This is a genomic window from Symbiobacterium terraclitae (assembly GCF_017874315.1).
Lineage (GTDB): Bacteria > Bacillota > Sulfobacillia > Symbiobacteriales > Symbiobacteriaceae > Symbiobacterium > Symbiobacterium terraclitae.
In genome coordinates this window covers 17283-33403 of the sequence record NZ_JAGGLG010000030.1, presented here as the reverse complement: position 1 = coordinate 33403, position 16121 = coordinate 17283, and the positions used below count along the sequence as shown (strand labels likewise).

Genomic DNA, 16121 nt, shown 5'->3' with positions numbered 1-16121 from the left:
TCGTCCGACCCTACTGCTCAATTACTTTATAGGCACCACATTCAGAACGAGATTTATTACGATAGGACCAGAACACCGATTGGAGGGGAACCGATGGCCAGAGCGCCGAGACGTTTCACGATCGCGGTGAACCCCGCTTACTGCAAGGGCTGCGAGATCTGCGTCCAGATCTGCCCCAAGCAGGTGCTGCGGCTGGGCGACCGCCTGAAGGTGGTCGTGGAGGCGGCAGACCAGTGTACTGGGTGCGGCAACTGCGAGATTTACTGCCCCGATTTCGCCATCGAGGTTTCCGAGCTGGAGGAGGTGGGCGCGCATGCCTAGCCTGGCCCTACCCGCCCGCAGGAAGGTCCTGATGCAGGGCAACGAGGCCATCGTCGAGGGCGCGATCGCCGCCGGGATGCGCTTCTACGCCGGCTACCCGATCACGCCGTCGACGGAGATCGCAGAGCTGGCCAGCGAGAAGCTGCCCCGGGACGGCGGCCGGTTCGTGCAGATGGAGGACGAGATCGCCTCCATGGCCGCGGTGGTGGGCGCCTCGCTGGCGGGCCGCAAGGCCATGACCGCCACCTCCGGCCCCGGCTTCTCGCTGAAGCAGGAGAACCTGGGCTACGCCCTCACCGCCGAGGTGCCCTGCGTCGTCGTCAACGTGCAGCGCCAGGGGCCGAGCACCGGCCTGCCCACCTCGCCGAGCCAGGGCGACGTGATGCAGGCGCGCTACGGTTCCCACGGCGACTACGCCGCCATCGCCCTCTGCCCGGCCTCGGTGGGCGAGGCCTACCGCCTGGCGGTGCGGGCCTTCAACCTGGCCGAGCGCTTCCGCATGCCGGTCATCCTGCTGGCCGACGAGATCATCGGTCACCTGCGGGAGTCCGTGGAGCTCCCCGACCCGTCCGAGCTGACCGTGGTGGACCGGGCGCGGCCCACCCTGCCCCCCGGCGAGCACAAGGCCTACCGGCCCGGCCCCGACGGCGTGCCGGTGGTGCCCGACTTCGGCACGGGCTACCGCTTCCACGTGACGGGCCTTATCCACGGCGAGGACGGCTCCCCCACGAGCAACCCGAAGGTGGTGGAGCAGGCCGTGCGCCGCCTCACCACCAAGGTCACCGATCACATCGACGAGATCTACGAGGCCGAGGAGCGGGACCTCGCAGACGCCGACGTCGCGGTCTTCGCCTACGGCGGCACGGCGCGGGCGGCGCGCCGGGCGGTGCGCGAGGCGCGCGCGAAGGGCCTGAAGGTGGGCCTCTACCGGCCGATCACCCTCTGGCCGTTTCACGACGAGCGGGTGCGGGCCGCGCTACAGGGCAGGCGGGCCGTGGTGGTGCCCGAACTCAACCTCGGGCAGATGGCCCGCGAGGTGGAGCGGGTGGCCGGCGCCGGCACGAAGGTCGTGCGCGTGAACAAGGTCTCCGGCGAGCCGCTCACCCCGGGCGAGATCCTCGCCGCGATCGAGGAGGTGTTCTGAGGTGGCAGCAGCAGAGAAGGTGCCCGTCAAGCGCTACCTGCGCCTGGCCAAGCTGCCGCACATCTGGTGTCCCGGCTGCGGGCACGGCATCGCGCTCCAGGCCCTGATCCGGGCGATTCACAGCACGGGGCTCTCCCAGGACAACACCGTGATCGTCAGCGGCATCGGCTGCTCGTCCCGGGCCTCCGGCTACCTTGACTTCGATACGCTGCACACCACCCACGGTCGGGCGCTGGCCTTCGCCACGGGCATCAAGGTCGCCAACCCGGACCTGAACGTCGTCGTCATCACCGGCGACGGCGACGCCGCGGCCATCGGCGGCAACCACCTCATCCACGCCGCCCGCCGCAACATCGGCATCACGTGTGTCTGCTTCAACAACACGATCTACGGCATGACCAGCGGTCAGTACTCGCCGCTCACGCCGACCGACGCCTACGCCACGACAGCCCCCTACGGCAACATCGACACGCCGTTCGACCTCTGCGAGCTGACGAAAGCCGCCGGCGCCAGCTACGTCGCCCGGGCGACCACCTACCACGCCCGGCTGCTGGAGAAGCTGATCGCCAAGGGCCTGCAGAACGACGGCTTCTCCTTCATCGAGGCCGTGGTGCAGTGCCCCACCTACTTCGGCCGCAAGAACAAGTTGGGCGACGCCTTCCGCATGATGAAGCTGATGCAGGAGCGGTCGGTGCCGGTCAGCAAGGCCGCTGCGATGACCGCGGAGGAGCTGGCCGGCAAGATCGTCATCGGCGAGCTGTGGCACCGGCCGCGCCCCGAGTACACCAAGGCATACGACGCCGTGATTGCGAAGGCAGGTGGTGGGCGGTGAAGCAGATCATGCTGACGGGTTCCGGCGGCCAGGGGATGATCCTGGCGGGCATCATCCTGGCGAAGGCGGGCATCCGCGACGGGTACGAGGTCACCCAGACCCAGTCCTACGGGCCGGAGGCCAGGGGCGGCGCCAGCCGCGCCGAGGTGATCCTGGACGTGGAGCCCATCGACTTCCCCAAGGTGACGCAGGCCGACGTCGTCCTGGCCATGACCCAGGAGGCGGCGGAGAAGTTCCACACCAAGCTGCGGCCGGGCGGCACGCTGATCGCCGACCCGCTGTACGTGCACACGGTGCCGGCGGTGGACGGCCAGGTGCACCGGGTGGAGATCACCCGCCTGGCCCGGGAGGCGACGGGCCGCCCGATCACGGCCAACATCGTGGCGCTGGGGGCGCTCAACCGGATCTGCCGCCTGGTCAGCGACGAGGCGCTGGTGGATGCCGTGCTCGAGAGCGTGCCGCGCGGCACCGAGGAGGTCAACCGCAAGGCGCTGGAGGCGGGGATGCGGGCGTAGTTGCCGCCGCCGGGGGCACCCCGGGATCCCTGCCGTCGCCGACCGCACCGGCCTGGACAAGATGAGAACGAATCTCATTGATATCCAATCTCATCCAGAAAACAGGCCGTGGATCCCTTGACTGGTATGTGCTCGAACGGTATTCTAGTAGTGGTGTTCGGGAATACCATAACGGCCTTCCGCAATGGGCCAAAGTGACCAATCAGGCGGCACACCGACAGTGATGAAGGCGTGCGCCTCAAAGGAGGAGAAGAGTCCGTGGCCGTCAAGATCATTGATACTTGCATCTCGTGCGGCGCCTGCGAGCCGGAGTGCCCCAACGAGGCCATCAGCCCGGGCGACACCATCTACGTGATCGATCCTAACAAGTGCACCGAGTGCTACGGCTTCTACGGGGAGTCCCAGTGCATCGCGGTGTGCCCGGTTGAGTCGATTATCCCGGACGAGGACAACCCCGACGACATCGAGAGCCTTACCGCCAAGTTCAACCGGCTCCATCCCGGCGCCGAGATGAAGAACACCGACAGCTGGGTCAAGCCCGGCTAAACTGCCGACGAACAAGTGAGGACGGCCTGCGGGCCGTCCTTTCTTTGCGCCCTGAGACGACAGAATCATCTGTAAAGACCCGCAACTCAGTCCGATGTGCCGGCGTCTTATTGGCGAGAACGCAGGCAGAGGTGGACGTGCGGTGCAGCGGGGAGAGTCGGCGCGGCTTGCGGTGGGATTGGCGACGCTCGTGCTCCTGGGGCTGGCGGGTGCGTTCGCCCCGCACCGGTCCGAGCCGGTCGGGGCGGCGTCGGAGCTTGCGGCGGCGGAGGCGGGTGCCCTGGCCGGCGGCGCTCCGGGGGCGGAGGGGCCGGCGGGCGCACCGGGGCTGAGCGGCGGTTCGGAGCAGGCCGGCGGGCAGTCGCCGGTGAGCGCGCCGGGGGCTGCGGCTGAGCCCGGGACGGCGGTCGCGTCGGGTTCGCCGGGCGAATCGGGACCGGCGGACGCCTCCGAACCGACAGCCGGGAAGGCCGACGCAGCAGCCCATCCCCTTCCCGACTACCAGCCGATGCCGGTGGAGAGGGTGGAGCCGCTGCTGCCCGACCCGCCCGCCGATCTGCCGGACCACTGGCGGGGGCTGCACGAGGTGGTCCACGGCGTCGCCAGGGAGTACCCCGGGCGGATCAGCGTCGTGGCGGTGGACCTCACCAGCGGCAGCCGGTACGAGTTCCGCGCCCGCGACCCGTACCTGCCGGCCTCCACCTTCAAGCTGCCGGTGGCCCTCTGCACGCTGGAGGCCATCGACCGGGGCGAGCTGACCTGGGAGACGCCGATCACCTACACCGAGGCCGACTGGGAGCCCGTCGGGGCGGGCGGCTTCGCGGATGCGGCCTTCGGCACCCAGTGGACCGTGCGCAACCTGGTGGATCGCTCCATCATCTCCTCCAACAACGTGGCCGTGAAGATGCTGGCGCGCACCCTGACCTGGGACGGGCTGCTCGCGTGCACCACCGAGATGGGCGGGCCGGTCACCCGCACGGAGGAGGGGTCGACGCCCGTCACCGCCGCGGATGAGGCGGCCTGGTGGCTGCGGCTCTGGCAGCTGAGCCGGGATCGGCCTGAGCTGGCCGAGGAGCTGCTGCGCCCGCTGCGCCGCGTGACCTACACCGGGCGCATCCAGGCGGGAACCCCCCGCCCGGAGCTGGTCACTCACAAGTTCGGCACATACGCCGGCTACGACCACGACGGTGCGATCGTCTGGGGGGAGCGGCCTTACGTGCTCGTGGTGATGACCTTCGGCGACGGCGGGGAGTACGCGGCTGACGTGGCGATCGAGCGCATCGCCGCCGCCGCCTGGGAGGCCGTGACGGCCATGGGGAGCGCGAAGTGAAGCCCGCGTGCGCGCCGCGGGCTCCGCACCGTGGCCGGATTCCGGCCCATGCAGGAAGGTCAGGTGGGAATGTGTAAAACCTTTCAGTAACGTTACAGGGGGGAGGCGCGAACCGTGCTGGCCTTTGATGTGTACAGCCACTGGGAGACCGACCTGAGACCCTTCACCGTCGCGGCCCTGCGGTCCATGAGCCCCGAGCAGCTGGCCTGGAAGCCCCCGGGGTGGCACTCCAGCGCCCTGGAGCTGGCGGACCACATGCTGGCGGCGGAGTGGATCTGGATCTACCGCAACGCCCTCAGGCGGGCTCCCTGGGAGGAGCGCTGGCGGCCCGGACGGTTCGCGGACCTCGACAGCCTGCTGGAGTACTGGGCCGAGGTCCACCGTGTCACCGTGGAGTGGCTGAAGGAGACCCCGGTCCGGGAGCTGAACCGGAAGCTGCCCATGCCCTACCCGGGCCAGCCATGGGCCACGATGAACTGGGTGGTCTACCACGTGATGGAGCACGAGATCCACCACCGCGGCCAGATCTTCATGCTGATGCGCATGCAGGGGATCGATCCGCCGGAAATCTAGGCACAGGGAGACGCAAGAACCGGGCCCGAGACCGGCGGAGGGGGGTGAGCGCGTGCGGCGGTCCCGCGCACGGCAGCTCAGCCAGTACGCGCGCTTCCTCGAGCGCTTCCTGGGCCGCTGCGACCTGGCGGATGCCTACTACCGCCGCGCCCTGGCCGCCGACCCGGACGACGCCGACATCCGGGGCCAGTACGCGGTGTTCCTCGAGACCGCTCTCCACGACTACGATGCGGCGGAGGAGCAGTACCTGGCCGCCCTTGCCCTCGCGCCCAATCACCCCACGCTCCTGGGCGACTACGCCGACTTCCTGGAGCAGTCGCGGGGCGACTGGGACGCGGCAGAGCGTTACTACCGCCGGGCGCTGGAGGCGGACCCCCTGCACGTCAACAACCTGACGAACTACGCCACCTTCCTCGCCGAGGTGCGGCAGGAGTACGACCGTGCGGAGGCCCTTTACCAGCGGGCCCTCGAGGTGGCGCCTCTCCACCGGAACGCCCTGTTCAAGTACGCCATCTTCCTCACGGACGTGAAGGAGGCGTACAGCGATGCCGCAGACCTCTACCGGGTGGCGCTCTCGGCTTATCCGGGCAACGCCGCCATCATGGCGAACCTGGCCGGGGCGCTCTTCCTGGCGGGCCGGACGGGCGCGGCGCGGGAGATGCTCCGCTTCGCACTGGCGCACCCGGCGCTGCAGCGGCCGAGCGCAGACGCGGCCGAGTGCCGGTTCTACCAGGTCGTCTACGGCGACCCGCCGGAGCGCATCCCCGCCCTCGGCGCCCTCCGCCGGCTGCTGGACGCCGGCGTCCGCTCGCCGGGGTTCCGGCTGGAGCCCCACGTCTCCGCAGCCTGGGCGGGGCGCCACCCCTGGGCGGCGTGGCTGGGCCCGCTGGCGGCGGTGCTCACCGCCGGGGCGGACATCGGCGTGCTGGACGGATGGGATGCGTGGGCCGCGGCGAGGTCCGACCCCATTCACTGAGGAGTGCGCAAAGCCACCGGGCCGCAGCCGGCCCGGTGGCTTCCTGACATCTTATGCCCGTACCTTGACCCCCGTGAGCTCCTCCAGCGGCCGGATGAGGGCGGCCTCGTCCAGCTGGCCGTAGCCGGCGGCCCGGGCCTCCTCCAGCAGCTGCTGCGTCAGGGCGCCGAGGAGCATGCGGACGTTCTGGTCCTTACCCAGGCTGACCGCCAGCGCCACGTCCTTGTGCAGGTGGTCGACGGAGAAGGCGGCCTCGAAGTTGCCGGGGAAGATGAACTTGGGGATGTTGCGCTCGATCTGGGCCGAGTTGCCGGTGGCGCCTGAGATGATCTCGTAGAGCACCTTGGGGTCGACGCCGGCCTTGGTGCCCAGGACGAAGGCCTCGGCCAGGGCAGCCGCGTGGATGCCCACCAGGAGGTTGTTGCAGAGCTTGGCCACCGTGCCGGCGCCCACCGGGCCCAGGTGGTAGAGCTTCTTGCCCTCGATCTGCAGGTAGGGCAGCACGGCCTCGTAGGCAGCCTTGTCGCCGCCGCACATGATGGTCAGGGTGCCCGCCTCGGCGCCCCACGGGCCGCCGGAGACCGGGGCGTCGATGAACTGCACGCCCTTCTCAGCGCACATCGCGGCGATGCGCTGGGCGTCGGCGTAGCCGATGGTGGAGTGGTCGACGAAGATGTCGCCGGGCTGCGCCCCCTCGAGCGCCTGCCGCAGGATGGATTCCACCACGTCGGGCGTGGTGAGGCACGTGAAGAGCACGCGCGCGTTCCGGGCCACCTCCGCGGGGCTGGACGCCCGCTTCCCGCCCTCGGCCACCAGCTCGTCCACCACCGCCTGGCTGCGGTTGAAGAGGGTGACCGTGTGCCCGGCCTTGATCAGGTTGCGTGCCATGTGCCTGCCCATGCGACCCAATCCGATGAATCCGAGGTTGGCCATATCGAGATCCTCCTCAGCAAGTCTGCATGTCCATCGTACCATATCTGGAACAGCGGAATGCGCCCAAATGTGGTACAGTGCAGGAGATGGGGGGATTGCGCATGGTCGACCTGAGCCTCATCGAGGCCGCCCGCCAGCTGCTGGCGGACGTGACGCCGCTGCCCTTCGACTGCGGCACGCTCTGCGGGCACCGCTGCTGCACGGACTTCGCGCCCAACGAGGGCGTCTACCTCATCCCCGGCGAGCTGCCGCTGTTCGACGGCACCGAGGACTTCACGCGCTGGCAGTTCCACCGCACCGACGAGTACGAGTTCGCCCCCGCCTGGGAGCGCCGCTTCGACTCGGTTCCTTTCCTGCAGTGCACCCGGCTCTGCGACCGGTCCCGGCGGCCCTTCGAGTGCCGCACCTACCCGCTCTGGCCCTACCTGCGCGCGGATGGCACGCTGGAGATGCGATACTCGTTCCTGGCGCACGGTATCTGCCCGCTGCCCGAGCGGTACCGGATCGACCAGCTGGATCCCGCCTTCGTGGACGCCGCCCGGCGGGCCTGGGAGCTGCTGATGCAGGACGAGGCGATGCGGGAGCACGTGGAGTGGCTCACCGCACAGTACGACGCCCTGGAGTTGCCGCCGGCATGACCCGAGCCCTGCCCGACTACCTGGCCTCGGGGCTGCGGGTCGTCTTCGTCGGCTTCAACCCCGGCGAGACGTCGGCCCGGGAGGGGCACTACTACGCCTATCCCGGAAACCGGTTCTACTGGCTGCTCTGGCAGGCCGGTCTGACCGACCGGCTCTACGCGCCGCACGAGGACGCGGCGCTGCTCGACCTCGGATACGGGCTCACCGACCTGGTGGGCCGGTCGACCCGGTCCAGCGGCGACCTCACGGCTGCCGAGCTGAGGGCGGGGCGGGAGGAGCTGCTGGCCAAGCTGGCGCGGTACCGGCCGCGGGTGGCCTGCTACAACGGCAAGGGCATCTACGCGGCCCTGTCCGGCCGCGCCCGTGTCGCGTACGGCCTGCAGGCCGGGTCCGTGGTGCCCGGGGTGCTGGACTTCGTCGCGGCCTCGCCCAGCGGGCGGAGCCGGGAAAAGCTGGAGGAGAAGCTGCGGCTCTACCGGGAGCTGCGGGATCTGATCGCGGAGGGGGGATGAGCATGGCCGACTGGGGTGAGTACGTGCACGGGGTCAGCGCACAGATGGCCCTGTATCGGGAGTCCGCCCGGCGCCTCTGCGAGCTGGCGGACCTGCGGCCGGGGATGACGGTGGTGGACCTGGGCGCCGGCACGGGCCTGACCAGCCTGGCCGCGCTGGATCTTGTGCCGGAAGGGCTCGAACTGATCGCCGTGGAGGCGAGCCCCGCGCTGCTGGCCGCGGCCCGCGCCCGCCTGGGGGGCCGGGCGGCGGCGTACCACAACGCAGACGCTGTGGCGGCGGCCTCGCTGCTGTCCGGCAAGGTCGACCGGGTGCTCTGCAACCTGGCCCTGCTGTCCTTCCGTGACCCCGAGGGCGTTCTGCGGGCCTGGCGGAGCCGGATCGGGCCCGCCGGACTGCTCTGCTTTTCGCTCTCGGGTACCTGGTTCAACGCCTTACGCGACCAGGTGACCCCGCAGTACGTCCTGCTGCGCGAGCTGCACCGGCAGGGCCTGCTCCCCCGGGGCGTGCCGCCGGTGGAGCGGCTGCCCAACCAGCGCTCGATCGAGGGCACCCTGCGGGACGCGGGGTTCAAGCCCGTCCACTACGAGGTGCAGGAGATCCCATCCCCGCGGCCGGAGACGGAGCCCGGGGGCGAGCTCTACAACCTGATGCGGCTCAGCCCCGCACTCCCGGGACGCGACCGGGCCGAGGCCGTACAGCGCAGCCTGGACGCCCTGCCGGGGGTTGCCGAGGCGATCGCTGCCAGCGGCGCCCGGTGGCGCGTGGTGCACTTCACCGCCCAGCCGGCGCTGACGCCGGAGGAGGTCCTGCAGGAGCGGCTCGGCGGCCGCCTCGCCCATCAGAGGGCGGGGCAGTAGCGCTGGCGCAGCAGCCGGTCCAGGGCGGCGGCGGACTCCCGGAGATCCTCGGTCCAGCCCGCGGCCGTTCCCAGGCGCCGGGCCTCCAGCGCCGCGTCGATGACCGGCAGCCACCGGGGCTCCACCCGGCGCCGCACCCAGTCGGCGCCCTGCGACTTGGTGGTCGGCCTGCCCGTCTCCAGCGCGCAGAGGGAGCGGAAGAGGTTCAGCAGGTCGTCGACCTGCTCTTCCGGCCGGTCGGCGTTCCCCGGGCCCTCCGCCAGCATCTCCCGCACGGCCGCCCGCACCTGATCCGGGCTGACCGGCGGCAGCACCTCGGCCGGGGGCGGCCCGGCGAAGGCGATGCCGTTCTCCCGCAGGTTGCAGACGTTGTCAGCCGACAGCATGATCTCACCGACTTCGGGGCGGAACACCCCGCGCTTGCAGCCGGGAACCGGGATGGTCGTGCCCTCCGGGACGATGCACTCCTGCGGGGCGTAGTCGCCCTCCAGCCGGCGGGCCGCGGGGTCGGCGGCCAGCAGTTCGCGGTGAAAGGCCTCCAGGGCCGCCAGGTCTTCCCGGGCGAGGCGCCCCCGGGTGACCACCAGGAAGTCCAGGTCGCTCGTGGCCTCGCAGTAGTCGCCCAGCGAGAGCGACCCGCCCAGGTAGACGCCCACCAGCCTCTCGCCGAGAATCCGGCCAAGGCCGTCGGCCAGGCTGCGCATCACACGCTCGGCGTGGGCGGGGATGGGTTGGCTCATCGGCATTCCCCTTCTCACTCGTGTTCTTCATCGAAGACGAGACTATTTTCGCCGGAGGCTGTTGGCAGCCCTGCGCACCGGTTCAGGATGTCCTGCCTCCGCTACCCGCCGAGGTGTGCCAGGAACTTGTCCGTGGCCTTGAGACCCATCCCGGTCAGCTCCACCACCACGCGGGATCCGGTGCCGACCAGCCCCTGCTCCACCAGCTGTCTGACGGCGGCGGGGGCTGCGGCGGAGGTGGGCTCGACGTAGATCCCCTTCTCGGCGAGCAGGTGGGCCGTCGCCCAGATCTCCTCCTCGGAGACGGTCAGGGCGACGCCGCCGCTTTCGCAGAGGGCCTTGAGGATGCTCTCGCCCTTCACCGGACGGGCGATGGCGATGCCCTCGGCGGCGGTCTCCCGCTTGTCCACCTCAGGGACCTCGTGCAGCCGCTGCCGCCAGGCCTCGTAGACCGGTGCGCAGACCGCCGCCTGCACCGCGGCGATCCGGGGCATCCGGGCGATGATCCCTGCCCGCACGAGGTCGGCGAAGCCCAGGTAGAGCCCCAGCACAAGGCTGCCGCCCCCGACGGGTGCGACCACCCAGTCGGGCGCCTGCCAGTCCTGCTGCTCGCAGATCTCATAGGCCAGGGTCTTCAGGCCGGCGACGAAGTACGGGCTCCAGTTGTGGCTGGCGTAGAAGGTCTGGCTGGCCGCGGCCAGGGCCGCCCGGGTCGTCTCCTCCCGGGAGCCGTCGACCCGGACGAGATCCGCCCCGTGCATGCGGATCTGCGCTGTCTTGCCAGCGGAGGTGGACGCAGGCACGAAGATGCGGGCCGCGATGCCGGCCCGGCGAGCGTAGGCCGCCACCGAGGCGCCGGCGTTGCCCGAAGAGTCCTCCACGATCTCCGGCACGCCCCACTCCTTCAGCTTGCTGATCATCACGGTGGAGCCGCGGTCCTTGAACGATCCGGTGGGGTTGAGCTGGTCCAGCTTGAGGAGGACGGGCTGGCCGAAGAGCGCGTCCGCGACGAGCGGGGTGAAGCCCTCGCCCAGTGAGACGATGCTGTCGTCCCGTTCGATGCCCAGCGCTTCCCGGTACCGCCAGAGGGTGAGGGGGCGGCCGGAGAGCGCATCGCGGGTGAACATCCGGTCCGACTGCAGCAGCAGGTAGGCGCCGCACCGGCAGCGCCAGCGGGGTTCGGTCTCGGGGTAGGCCTGGTTGCAGCAACTGCAGGTAAGCATGCGTGTCCACCTCCTGCCGCCAGTGTACGGACAACCGCCGGGCCGGCACAAGACTCCCTCGTGCGGGTTGCGTCCGGCCCCTGCCGGTTGCCCCGGCGCGACGCCGCCGTCACGGGGGTCGTTCCCCGTCGGGAACGCGCAAAAGCGACCACCGGGCCCGCCGGGCCGGGTGGTCGCTTGCGTCATCTAATCGTCGCTTCCCTGGGGAAGCAGTATGCCGAAGTTCGGGCGCACCTTGAGGGCGAAGAGGATCACGATGGCCGCGGTGATGGCGAGGCCCAGCGGATAGGCAACGGAGACCGGCAGCCGGAAGCCCTCGGGGGCCATCAGGATGTAGGGCGTGCGCAGGGCCAGGCCGCTCTGAATGCCGCGGGAGGCGGCGGGGCGGTCGAGGAGCGTCGCCAGCCGGTCGGGGTCGATGCCCCGGCCGTTGTCGCTCACGCTGATCTCCGCCTGCCCGCCGTTGACCTGCGCCCGGATCGCGATCTGCCACGGCCTCTTCACGCCTTTCAGCCCGTGGACGAGGGCGTTCTCCACGATGGGCTGCAGGGTGAGCGGAGGAAGCGGCACCGCCTGCGCAGCCGGGTCCAGGGCGTAGGTCACCGTAAGCCGGTCGCCGAACCGCGCCTCCTCCACGGCGAGGTAGTTGCGCACGTGCTCGATCTCACGGGCCAGGGGCACGGTCTCCTCCTGCGTCGACTGCAGGTTGCGCCGCAGGAAGTCGGCCAGGTGACCGAGGACCTCCCGGGCCTTCCCGGCGTCGAGCCGGATGAGGGCCATCACTGTATTGAGGGCGTTGAAGAGGAAGTGCGGTTGGATCTGCGCCTGCAGCGCCCGGATCTCCGCCTTGTCCAGCAGGGCCGCCTGCCGCTGCGCCCGCGCCAGGGTCAGCTGCGTGGAGAAGTGGTAGCCGAGGCCCTCGGCCAGCTCCAGCGGCGCCCGGGAGCGCTCCGGGTTGAAGTAGAGCTTCAGGGCGCCGACCACCTGGCCGCCCTCGTGCAGCGGCACGACCACGGCGGCCTGCAGCGGGCAGTGCGGGTGGTCGCATTCGATGGCCGCCGCATCCGCGGCCACCTGGGTGCGGTCCTCCGCGATCGCCCTCCGGGTGACCGCCGTGAAGAGCCGCGCCCCGGGCCGGTGGTGGTCGTCGCCGATGCCCACGTGGGCCAGGATCCGCTCCGTATCCGTCAGGGCGACCGCCGCCATCCCCGTCACCGACCGGATCAGGCGGGCCGCCTCCAGCGCACTGTCAGGCGAGAGGCCCTGCTCGAGGATGGGCAGGGTCTGCGTGGCGATGGCCAGGGCCTTGCGGGCCGCATCCGCCTCCCTGGCCGCCTCCGCGTCCAGGATCACGCGGGCTGCTACCACGAAGAAGGCCACGCCGAGGCTGTTGGCCACGATCATGGGCAGGGCGATCATCCGGACGAGGGCGAGGGCCGCCGGGTAGGGCTTGGCCACCAGCAGGATGATCACCATCTGCATGATCTCCAGCACAGCCGCAGCGAGCAGCGCGCTCCCGGGCGAGAGGGTGCTGTGCATCCGGCCCGGCATGCGCCGCAGGAAGCCCGCCACCAGCCCCTGAGAGGCGGTGGCGAGGCCGCAGGCGAGGCCGGTGAAGCCTCCCAGCAGCAGGCGGTGGCCGCCGGCCAGGGCGCCGGCGATGAGCCCCGTCACGGGTCCGCCGAGGAAGCCGGCCAGGATCACCGAGACCGCGCGGGAGTTGGCGATCGCCTCCTCCGGCAGGAGCGGCGTGCCCACCAGCGTCGCGGGGGCGGCACCCTCAGGGCCGATCACCACGCCGGTGTAGGTGCCGAGCACGCCGGAGAGACCGAAGGCAAGCCCCAGCCACAGCCGCTCGGCTGGCTGCATGCGCCCCTCCACCATCCGGCGGAAGGCGGCGCTGCGGGTGAACAGGAAGGCCAGTGCGATGAGCACGCCGACGCGTTCTACGAGCAGGATCAAGAGGTTCATGGGCATGGGCGCCCCCCGTCACCAATCGGGGCCGGACCTTCATCTCCGTCCGCCCGGGTCTGCGAGAAATCCTGCGCCACGGTCTCGCTGGACCATGTGCACGTCTTCATCCTACCCCAGATCGCCCGCCGGTGCGAGATCCCTGCGAACGTCATCGCCGGAGATGGGCTCGAGAGCGCTTGCAGGGCGCGGGCGCCGCTCCCGGGGGCCACGGCGACTGGCGGGCCGGGACAGGCCGGGGTATAATGGTTCCCGACACGGAACGTCCCCGCGGTAGCAGCCACCCGCGTCACCAAAACTGCGCTCACCGGCGTGCACGCAGTCAGGGGACCGGGGCTTGGGCCCCGGTCCCCCTTTGGGTGAAGCCCGGGCCGCGACTGAGGAGGAGATCGCTTGAACCTGCACGAGATGGATCTGCGGCACCTCATCCACAACGAGGTCCGCTTCCGGGATCTCGCCCGGAAGGGGACAACCATCATCACCCGCGCGGAGGGCTCGACCATCTACGACACCGAGGGCCGGGCGTACCTGGACGCGCAGGCAGGCATGGTGCTGGTGAACATCGGCTACGGGCGCAAGGAGCTGGGCGCGGTGGCGGCGGCCCAGATGGGGCGGCTGATGTACTACCACACCTACTTCCAGTACGCCAACGAGCCGGCGGTGCGGCTCGCGGCCAAGCTGGCCTCCCTTGCCCCGGCCGGCCTGGGAAAGGTGTTCTTCACGCTGGGCGGCGCCGAGTCGGTGGAGACGGCGGTCAAGATCGCCCGGCTCTATCAGCGGGCCAGGGGGCGGGCCGAGGGCCACAAGATCATCTGCCTGGACCTGGGCTACCACGGCAACAGCCTGGGGGCGCTCTCGGCCACGGCGTTCGCGGCGCACCGGGCCTACTACGACCCGCTGGTCCCCGGCTTTGTGCACATCCCCTCGCCGGACACCTTCGAGGGGCCCTACCGGGCCGACGACCCCGGGGCCGGCGCCAGGTACGCCGCCCTGCTGGAGGAGCGCATCCTCGCCGAGGGTCCGGAGACCGTCGCGGCCTTCCTGGCCGAGCCCATCCTGGGGGTGGGCGGCATCATCATCCCGCCCGACGACTACCTCAGGCACGTGCGGCAGATCTGCGACCGGTACGGCGTGCTGCTGATTCTCGACGAGGTGATGACCGGCTTCGGCCGCACCGGCACCCTCTGGGCCTGCGAGCAGTTCGGCGTCGTGCCGGACCTGCTCTGCACGGCCAAGGGGCTGACCAGCGGCTACCTGCCGCTGGGCGCCGTCCTCGTGGGCGACCACGTGATCGAGGCCATCGCCGAGGCCGACCTGCCCTTTGAGCACGGCTTCACCTACGCCGGCCACCCCGTCTCCTGCGCCGTGGCCATGAAGAACATCGAGATCATCGAGCAGGAGCGGCTGGCCGAGCGGGCGGCCCGCATGGGCGAGCGGCTCCGGGCGGGTCTCGTCGCCCGGGATAACCCCTACATCGCCGAGGTGCGGGGCCGCGGGCTGATGGTGGCCGCAGAGCTGGTGCGCGACCGGGAGACCCGCGAGCGGTTCCCCGCCGGCGACCAGCCATTCCGCTTCGCCGTGGAGGCCGGCGCCCTCCGGGAGGGCGTGATCACCGGCATCGCCCCGTACCGGGACACGCTGATGATCACCCCGCCGCTGGTGATCACGGAGGAAGAGGTGGACCGGCTGGTGGACGTGTACGACCGCGTCATCCGACAGGAGGGGGACCGAAGGAGGGGATAGACACGGGAAAGCCTGCTCAGGAACCCTGCCCCGGCAGCCGGCACCCGTGCTCGTCGCACTGCCCCGCGGGCACGATGGCCCGCCTGCGGGCGATGAAGTCGTAGACGGGCTGCCCCAGGCCGCTGACCCCGGCCGCGACCAGCAGCGGCCAGAGCGGCCAGAAGAGCGGCAGCCGCGCTGCGATCGCCGCAACGGCCCAGATCCCCTCCGCCCACCGGCCGGTGCGCGCGGACCGCACGTGCAGGCGGGCAGCGAGGCGTTCCGGCGGTACGCCTGCCTCCTCGGCGGCGCCGGGCTCCCGGATGGAGACGAACCGGAGCCGCCCCAGCCAGTCCAGCCGGGCGAGGCGCCGGCTGGCACGGGTGCACAGGGGGCACCAGCCGTCGTAGAACACGATGATGGACTCCACCGACACACCCCCCGTCCTGTCCGAGCACAAGGCCAGGGCGTCCCGCAGCTGCTGGCCGAACGCCTCGGGGCAGCTGTGGCCGAGGCCCGGGATGACCTCCGGCCGGCCCCAGGACCGGACCGGTGCTTCTATTCTGGTTCCTCGGGGAGGTTCCTGCAAGGAGAAGGGCCCGTCCCGATGGGGAGACGGGCCCGCATGCCTGATGGTGGCTCGCTATCCCAGGTCGATGGGGATCTGGCGGCTGCGGCGCCCCTCGGCGCGGGGCAGCCGGACCTCCAGGACGCCATGGCGGTAGTGGGCCGTGACCTTCTCCGGGTCGACGCTGGACGGGAGCGTGAAGGCGCGCTCGTAGGTGGCGACGTCATCCTCGCCCTGGCCGCGGTGAACGGCCCGGATGGTGAGGAGGTTGCCGTCCACGGTGACGCTCAGGTCCTCCGGGCTCACCCCGGGCACCTCGACCCGGATGGAGACCTCCTGGTCGTCCTGCTGCACCTTCAGCTGCGGAAGCGAAGGCAGTGCAGGCCAGGGGCTGCCGAAGAAGTACTGGTCCCACTGAGCCATCATCCGCTCGATCAGGTCAAACGGGTTCCACGGACGAACCGGGTAGGACATCATGGCCTTTCCCCTCCCTGCGGTGTAGTCTGCGGAAGCCGGAGACCGGTTCCTACCTTGAGTATGGACCCGCCCACTCCGGAACTCAAAGGTCAAAGAAAGTCAAAATCAAACTTCTCGGGCGGTGGCGGCCCGATCGCCCGTGCTTTCGGCGGGTTCCGGCCTCTTGCGCTGCCGCACTCGCCCACTCGTCCCGGCAAGGCCCGGCCGCGGGCTCATAGACTGGAGCGGGAGGTGAGGCGG

Annotated in this window: 18 protein-coding genes; 12 read left to right on the top strand and 6 right to left on the bottom strand. The window is 70.6% G+C overall.

The window, feature by feature from the left end:
- The first annotated feature begins 93 nt into the window (after positions 1–93).
- The 8 genes from J2Z79_RS14760 to J2Z79_RS14725 all read left to right on the top strand — a co-directional run bounded on the left by J2Z79_RS14760 (position 94) and on the right by J2Z79_RS14725 (position 6237).
- Positions 94–321 (top strand): 4Fe-4S dicluster domain-containing protein, encoded by a 228-nt coding sequence (locus tag J2Z79_RS14760; protein WP_209467658.1) that lies wholly within the window; start codon positions 94–96, stop codon positions 319–321.
- Positions 314–1465 carry a 2-oxoacid:acceptor oxidoreductase subunit alpha gene (locus J2Z79_RS14755; RefSeq protein ID WP_209467657.1) on the top strand — a complete coding sequence of 384 codons (1152 nt, stop codon included), beginning with the start codon at positions 314–316 and terminating at the stop codon, positions 1463–1465. The genes J2Z79_RS14760 and J2Z79_RS14755 overlap by 8 nt, the downstream gene beginning before the upstream one ends.
- A 1-nt stretch (position 1466) precedes the next feature.
- Positions 1467–2297 (top strand): 2-oxoacid:ferredoxin oxidoreductase subunit beta, encoded by an 831-nt coding sequence (locus J2Z79_RS14750; RefSeq protein WP_342589505.1) that lies wholly within the window; start codon positions 1467–1469, stop codon positions 2295–2297.
- Complete coding sequence (locus tag J2Z79_RS14745; RefSeq protein ID WP_342589504.1) at positions 2294–2812, top strand: 2-oxoacid:acceptor oxidoreductase family protein; 519 nt, start codon at positions 2294–2296, stop codon at positions 2810–2812. Before J2Z79_RS14750 ends, J2Z79_RS14745 begins: the two co-directional genes overlap by 4 nt.
- A gap of 258 nt (positions 2813–3070) precedes the next feature.
- The gene (locus J2Z79_RS14740; RefSeq protein ID WP_209467656.1) at positions 3071–3358 is read left to right on the top strand and encodes a YfhL family 4Fe-4S dicluster ferredoxin; all 288 of its coding nucleotides are present in this window, start codon (positions 3071–3073) and stop codon (positions 3356–3358) included.
- Between the two features lie 142 nt (positions 3359–3500).
- Positions 3501–4688 (top strand): serine hydrolase, encoded by a 1188-nt coding sequence (locus tag J2Z79_RS14735; protein ID WP_209467655.1) that lies wholly within the window; start codon positions 3501–3503, stop codon positions 4686–4688.
- 114 nt (positions 4689–4802) lie between these two features.
- Positions 4803–5261, top strand: coding sequence for a DinB family protein (locus tag J2Z79_RS14730; RefSeq protein ID WP_209467654.1), 459 nt, complete (start codon positions 4803–4805; stop codon positions 5259–5261).
- 52 nt (positions 5262–5313) lie between these two features.
- Positions 5314–6237 (top strand): tetratricopeptide repeat protein, encoded by a 924-nt coding sequence (locus J2Z79_RS14725; RefSeq protein WP_209467653.1) that lies wholly within the window; start codon positions 5314–5316, stop codon positions 6235–6237.
- 51 nt (positions 6238–6288) lie between these two features.
- Here the strand turns inward: J2Z79_RS14725 and J2Z79_RS14720 are convergent, their stop codons facing one another.
- Positions 6289–7212 (bottom strand): NAD(P)-dependent oxidoreductase, encoded by a 924-nt coding sequence (locus J2Z79_RS14720; RefSeq protein ID WP_280953743.1) that lies wholly within the window; start codon positions 7210–7212, stop codon positions 6289–6291.
- Positions 7213–7265: 53 nt separating this feature from the next.
- Between J2Z79_RS14720 and J2Z79_RS14715 the strand changes: the two genes are divergently transcribed.
- From J2Z79_RS14715 to J2Z79_RS14705, 3 genes are read left to right on the top strand one after another with little or no spacing between them, the layout of a single operon-like run.
- Positions 7266–7808, top strand: coding sequence for a hypothetical protein (locus tag J2Z79_RS14715; protein ID WP_209467651.1), 543 nt, complete (start codon positions 7266–7268; stop codon positions 7806–7808).
- On the top strand, positions 7805–8320 hold the full coding sequence (locus J2Z79_RS14710) for a mismatch-specific DNA-glycosylase (RefSeq protein ID WP_209467650.1): 516 nt from the start codon (positions 7805–7807) through the stop codon (positions 8318–8320). Before J2Z79_RS14715 ends, J2Z79_RS14710 begins: the two co-directional genes overlap by 4 nt.
- 2 nt (positions 8321–8322) lie before the next feature.
- Positions 8323–9180 (top strand): class I SAM-dependent methyltransferase, encoded by an 858-nt coding sequence (locus J2Z79_RS14705; RefSeq protein ID WP_209467649.1) that lies wholly within the window; start codon positions 8323–8325, stop codon positions 9178–9180.
- Here J2Z79_RS14705 and J2Z79_RS14700 read toward each other — a convergent pair.
- The 3 genes from J2Z79_RS14700 to J2Z79_RS14690 all read right to left on the bottom strand — a co-directional run bounded on the left by J2Z79_RS14700 (position 9162) and on the right by J2Z79_RS14690 (position 13114).
- Positions 9162–9920, bottom strand: a complete 759-nt coding sequence (locus J2Z79_RS14700) for an aminoglycoside adenylyltransferase domain-containing protein (protein WP_209467648.1) — start codon at positions 9918–9920, stop codon at positions 9162–9164. The genes J2Z79_RS14705 and J2Z79_RS14700 overlap by 19 nt on opposite strands.
- Positions 9921–10021: 101 nt before the next feature.
- A complete protein-coding gene (thrC, locus tag J2Z79_RS14695; protein ID WP_209467647.1) occupies positions 10022–11143 on the bottom strand; it encodes a threonine synthase in 1122 nt (373 codons plus the stop codon).
- Between the two features lie 186 nt (positions 11144–11329).
- Complete coding sequence (locus tag J2Z79_RS14690; RefSeq protein WP_209467646.1) at positions 11330–13114, bottom strand: LytS/YhcK type 5TM receptor domain-containing protein; 1785 nt, start codon at positions 13112–13114, stop codon at positions 11330–11332.
- A 393-nt stretch (positions 13115–13507) separates the two neighbouring features.
- On the opposite strand from J2Z79_RS14690, the gene J2Z79_RS14685 reads away from it, so the two are divergent.
- Positions 13508–14857: an aminotransferase family protein gene (locus J2Z79_RS14685; RefSeq protein ID WP_209467645.1), complete on the top strand. Its 1350-nt coding sequence runs from the start codon at positions 13508–13510 to the stop codon at positions 14855–14857.
- Positions 14858–14873: 16 nt separating this feature from the next.
- Here the strand turns inward: J2Z79_RS14685 and J2Z79_RS14680 are convergent, their stop codons facing one another.
- Together J2Z79_RS14680 and J2Z79_RS14675 are read right to left on the bottom strand one after the other, a co-directional pair.
- Positions 14874–15266 (bottom strand): thiol-disulfide oxidoreductase DCC family protein, encoded by a 393-nt coding sequence (locus J2Z79_RS14680; RefSeq protein ID WP_209467644.1) that lies wholly within the window; start codon positions 15264–15266, stop codon positions 14874–14876.
- Between the two features lie 213 nt (positions 15267–15479).
- Complete coding sequence (locus J2Z79_RS14675; protein WP_209467643.1) at positions 15480–15881, bottom strand: Hsp20/alpha crystallin family protein; 402 nt, start codon at positions 15879–15881, stop codon at positions 15480–15482.
- Positions 15882–16121: the final 240 nt, after the last annotated feature.

Bases quoted from the DNA above. Each gene is read 5' to 3' on its own strand.
- J2Z79_RS14700 (WP_209467648.1), bottom strand. From the start codon at position 9,920: ATGAGCCAACCCATCCCCGCCCACGCCGAGCGTGTGATGCGCAGCCTG.
- thrC (WP_209467647.1), bottom strand. From the start codon at position 11,143: ATGCTTACCTGCAGTTGCTGCAACCAGGCCTACCCCGAGACCGAACCC.
- J2Z79_RS14720 (WP_280953743.1), bottom strand. From the start codon at position 7,212: ATGGTACGATGGACATGCAGACTTGCTGAGGAGGATCTCGATATGGCC.
- J2Z79_RS14705 (WP_209467649.1), top strand. From the start codon at position 8,323: ATGGCCGACTGGGGTGAGTACGTGCACGGGGTCAGCGCACAGATGGCC.
- J2Z79_RS14760 (WP_209467658.1), top strand. From the start codon at position 94: ATGGCCAGAGCGCCGAGACGTTTCACGATCGCGGTGAACCCCGCTTAC.
- J2Z79_RS14690 (WP_209467646.1), bottom strand. From the start codon at position 13,114: ATGAACCTCTTGATCCTGCTCGTAGAACGCGTCGGCGTGCTCATCGCA.
- J2Z79_RS14675 (WP_209467643.1), bottom strand. From the start codon at position 15,881: ATGATGTCCTACCCGGTTCGTCCGTGGAACCCGTTTGACCTGATCGAG.
- J2Z79_RS14710 (WP_209467650.1), top strand. From the start codon at position 7,805: ATGACCCGAGCCCTGCCCGACTACCTGGCCTCGGGGCTGCGGGTCGTC.
- J2Z79_RS14755 (WP_209467657.1), top strand. From the start codon at position 314: ATGCCTAGCCTGGCCCTACCCGCCCGCAGGAAGGTCCTGATGCAGGGC.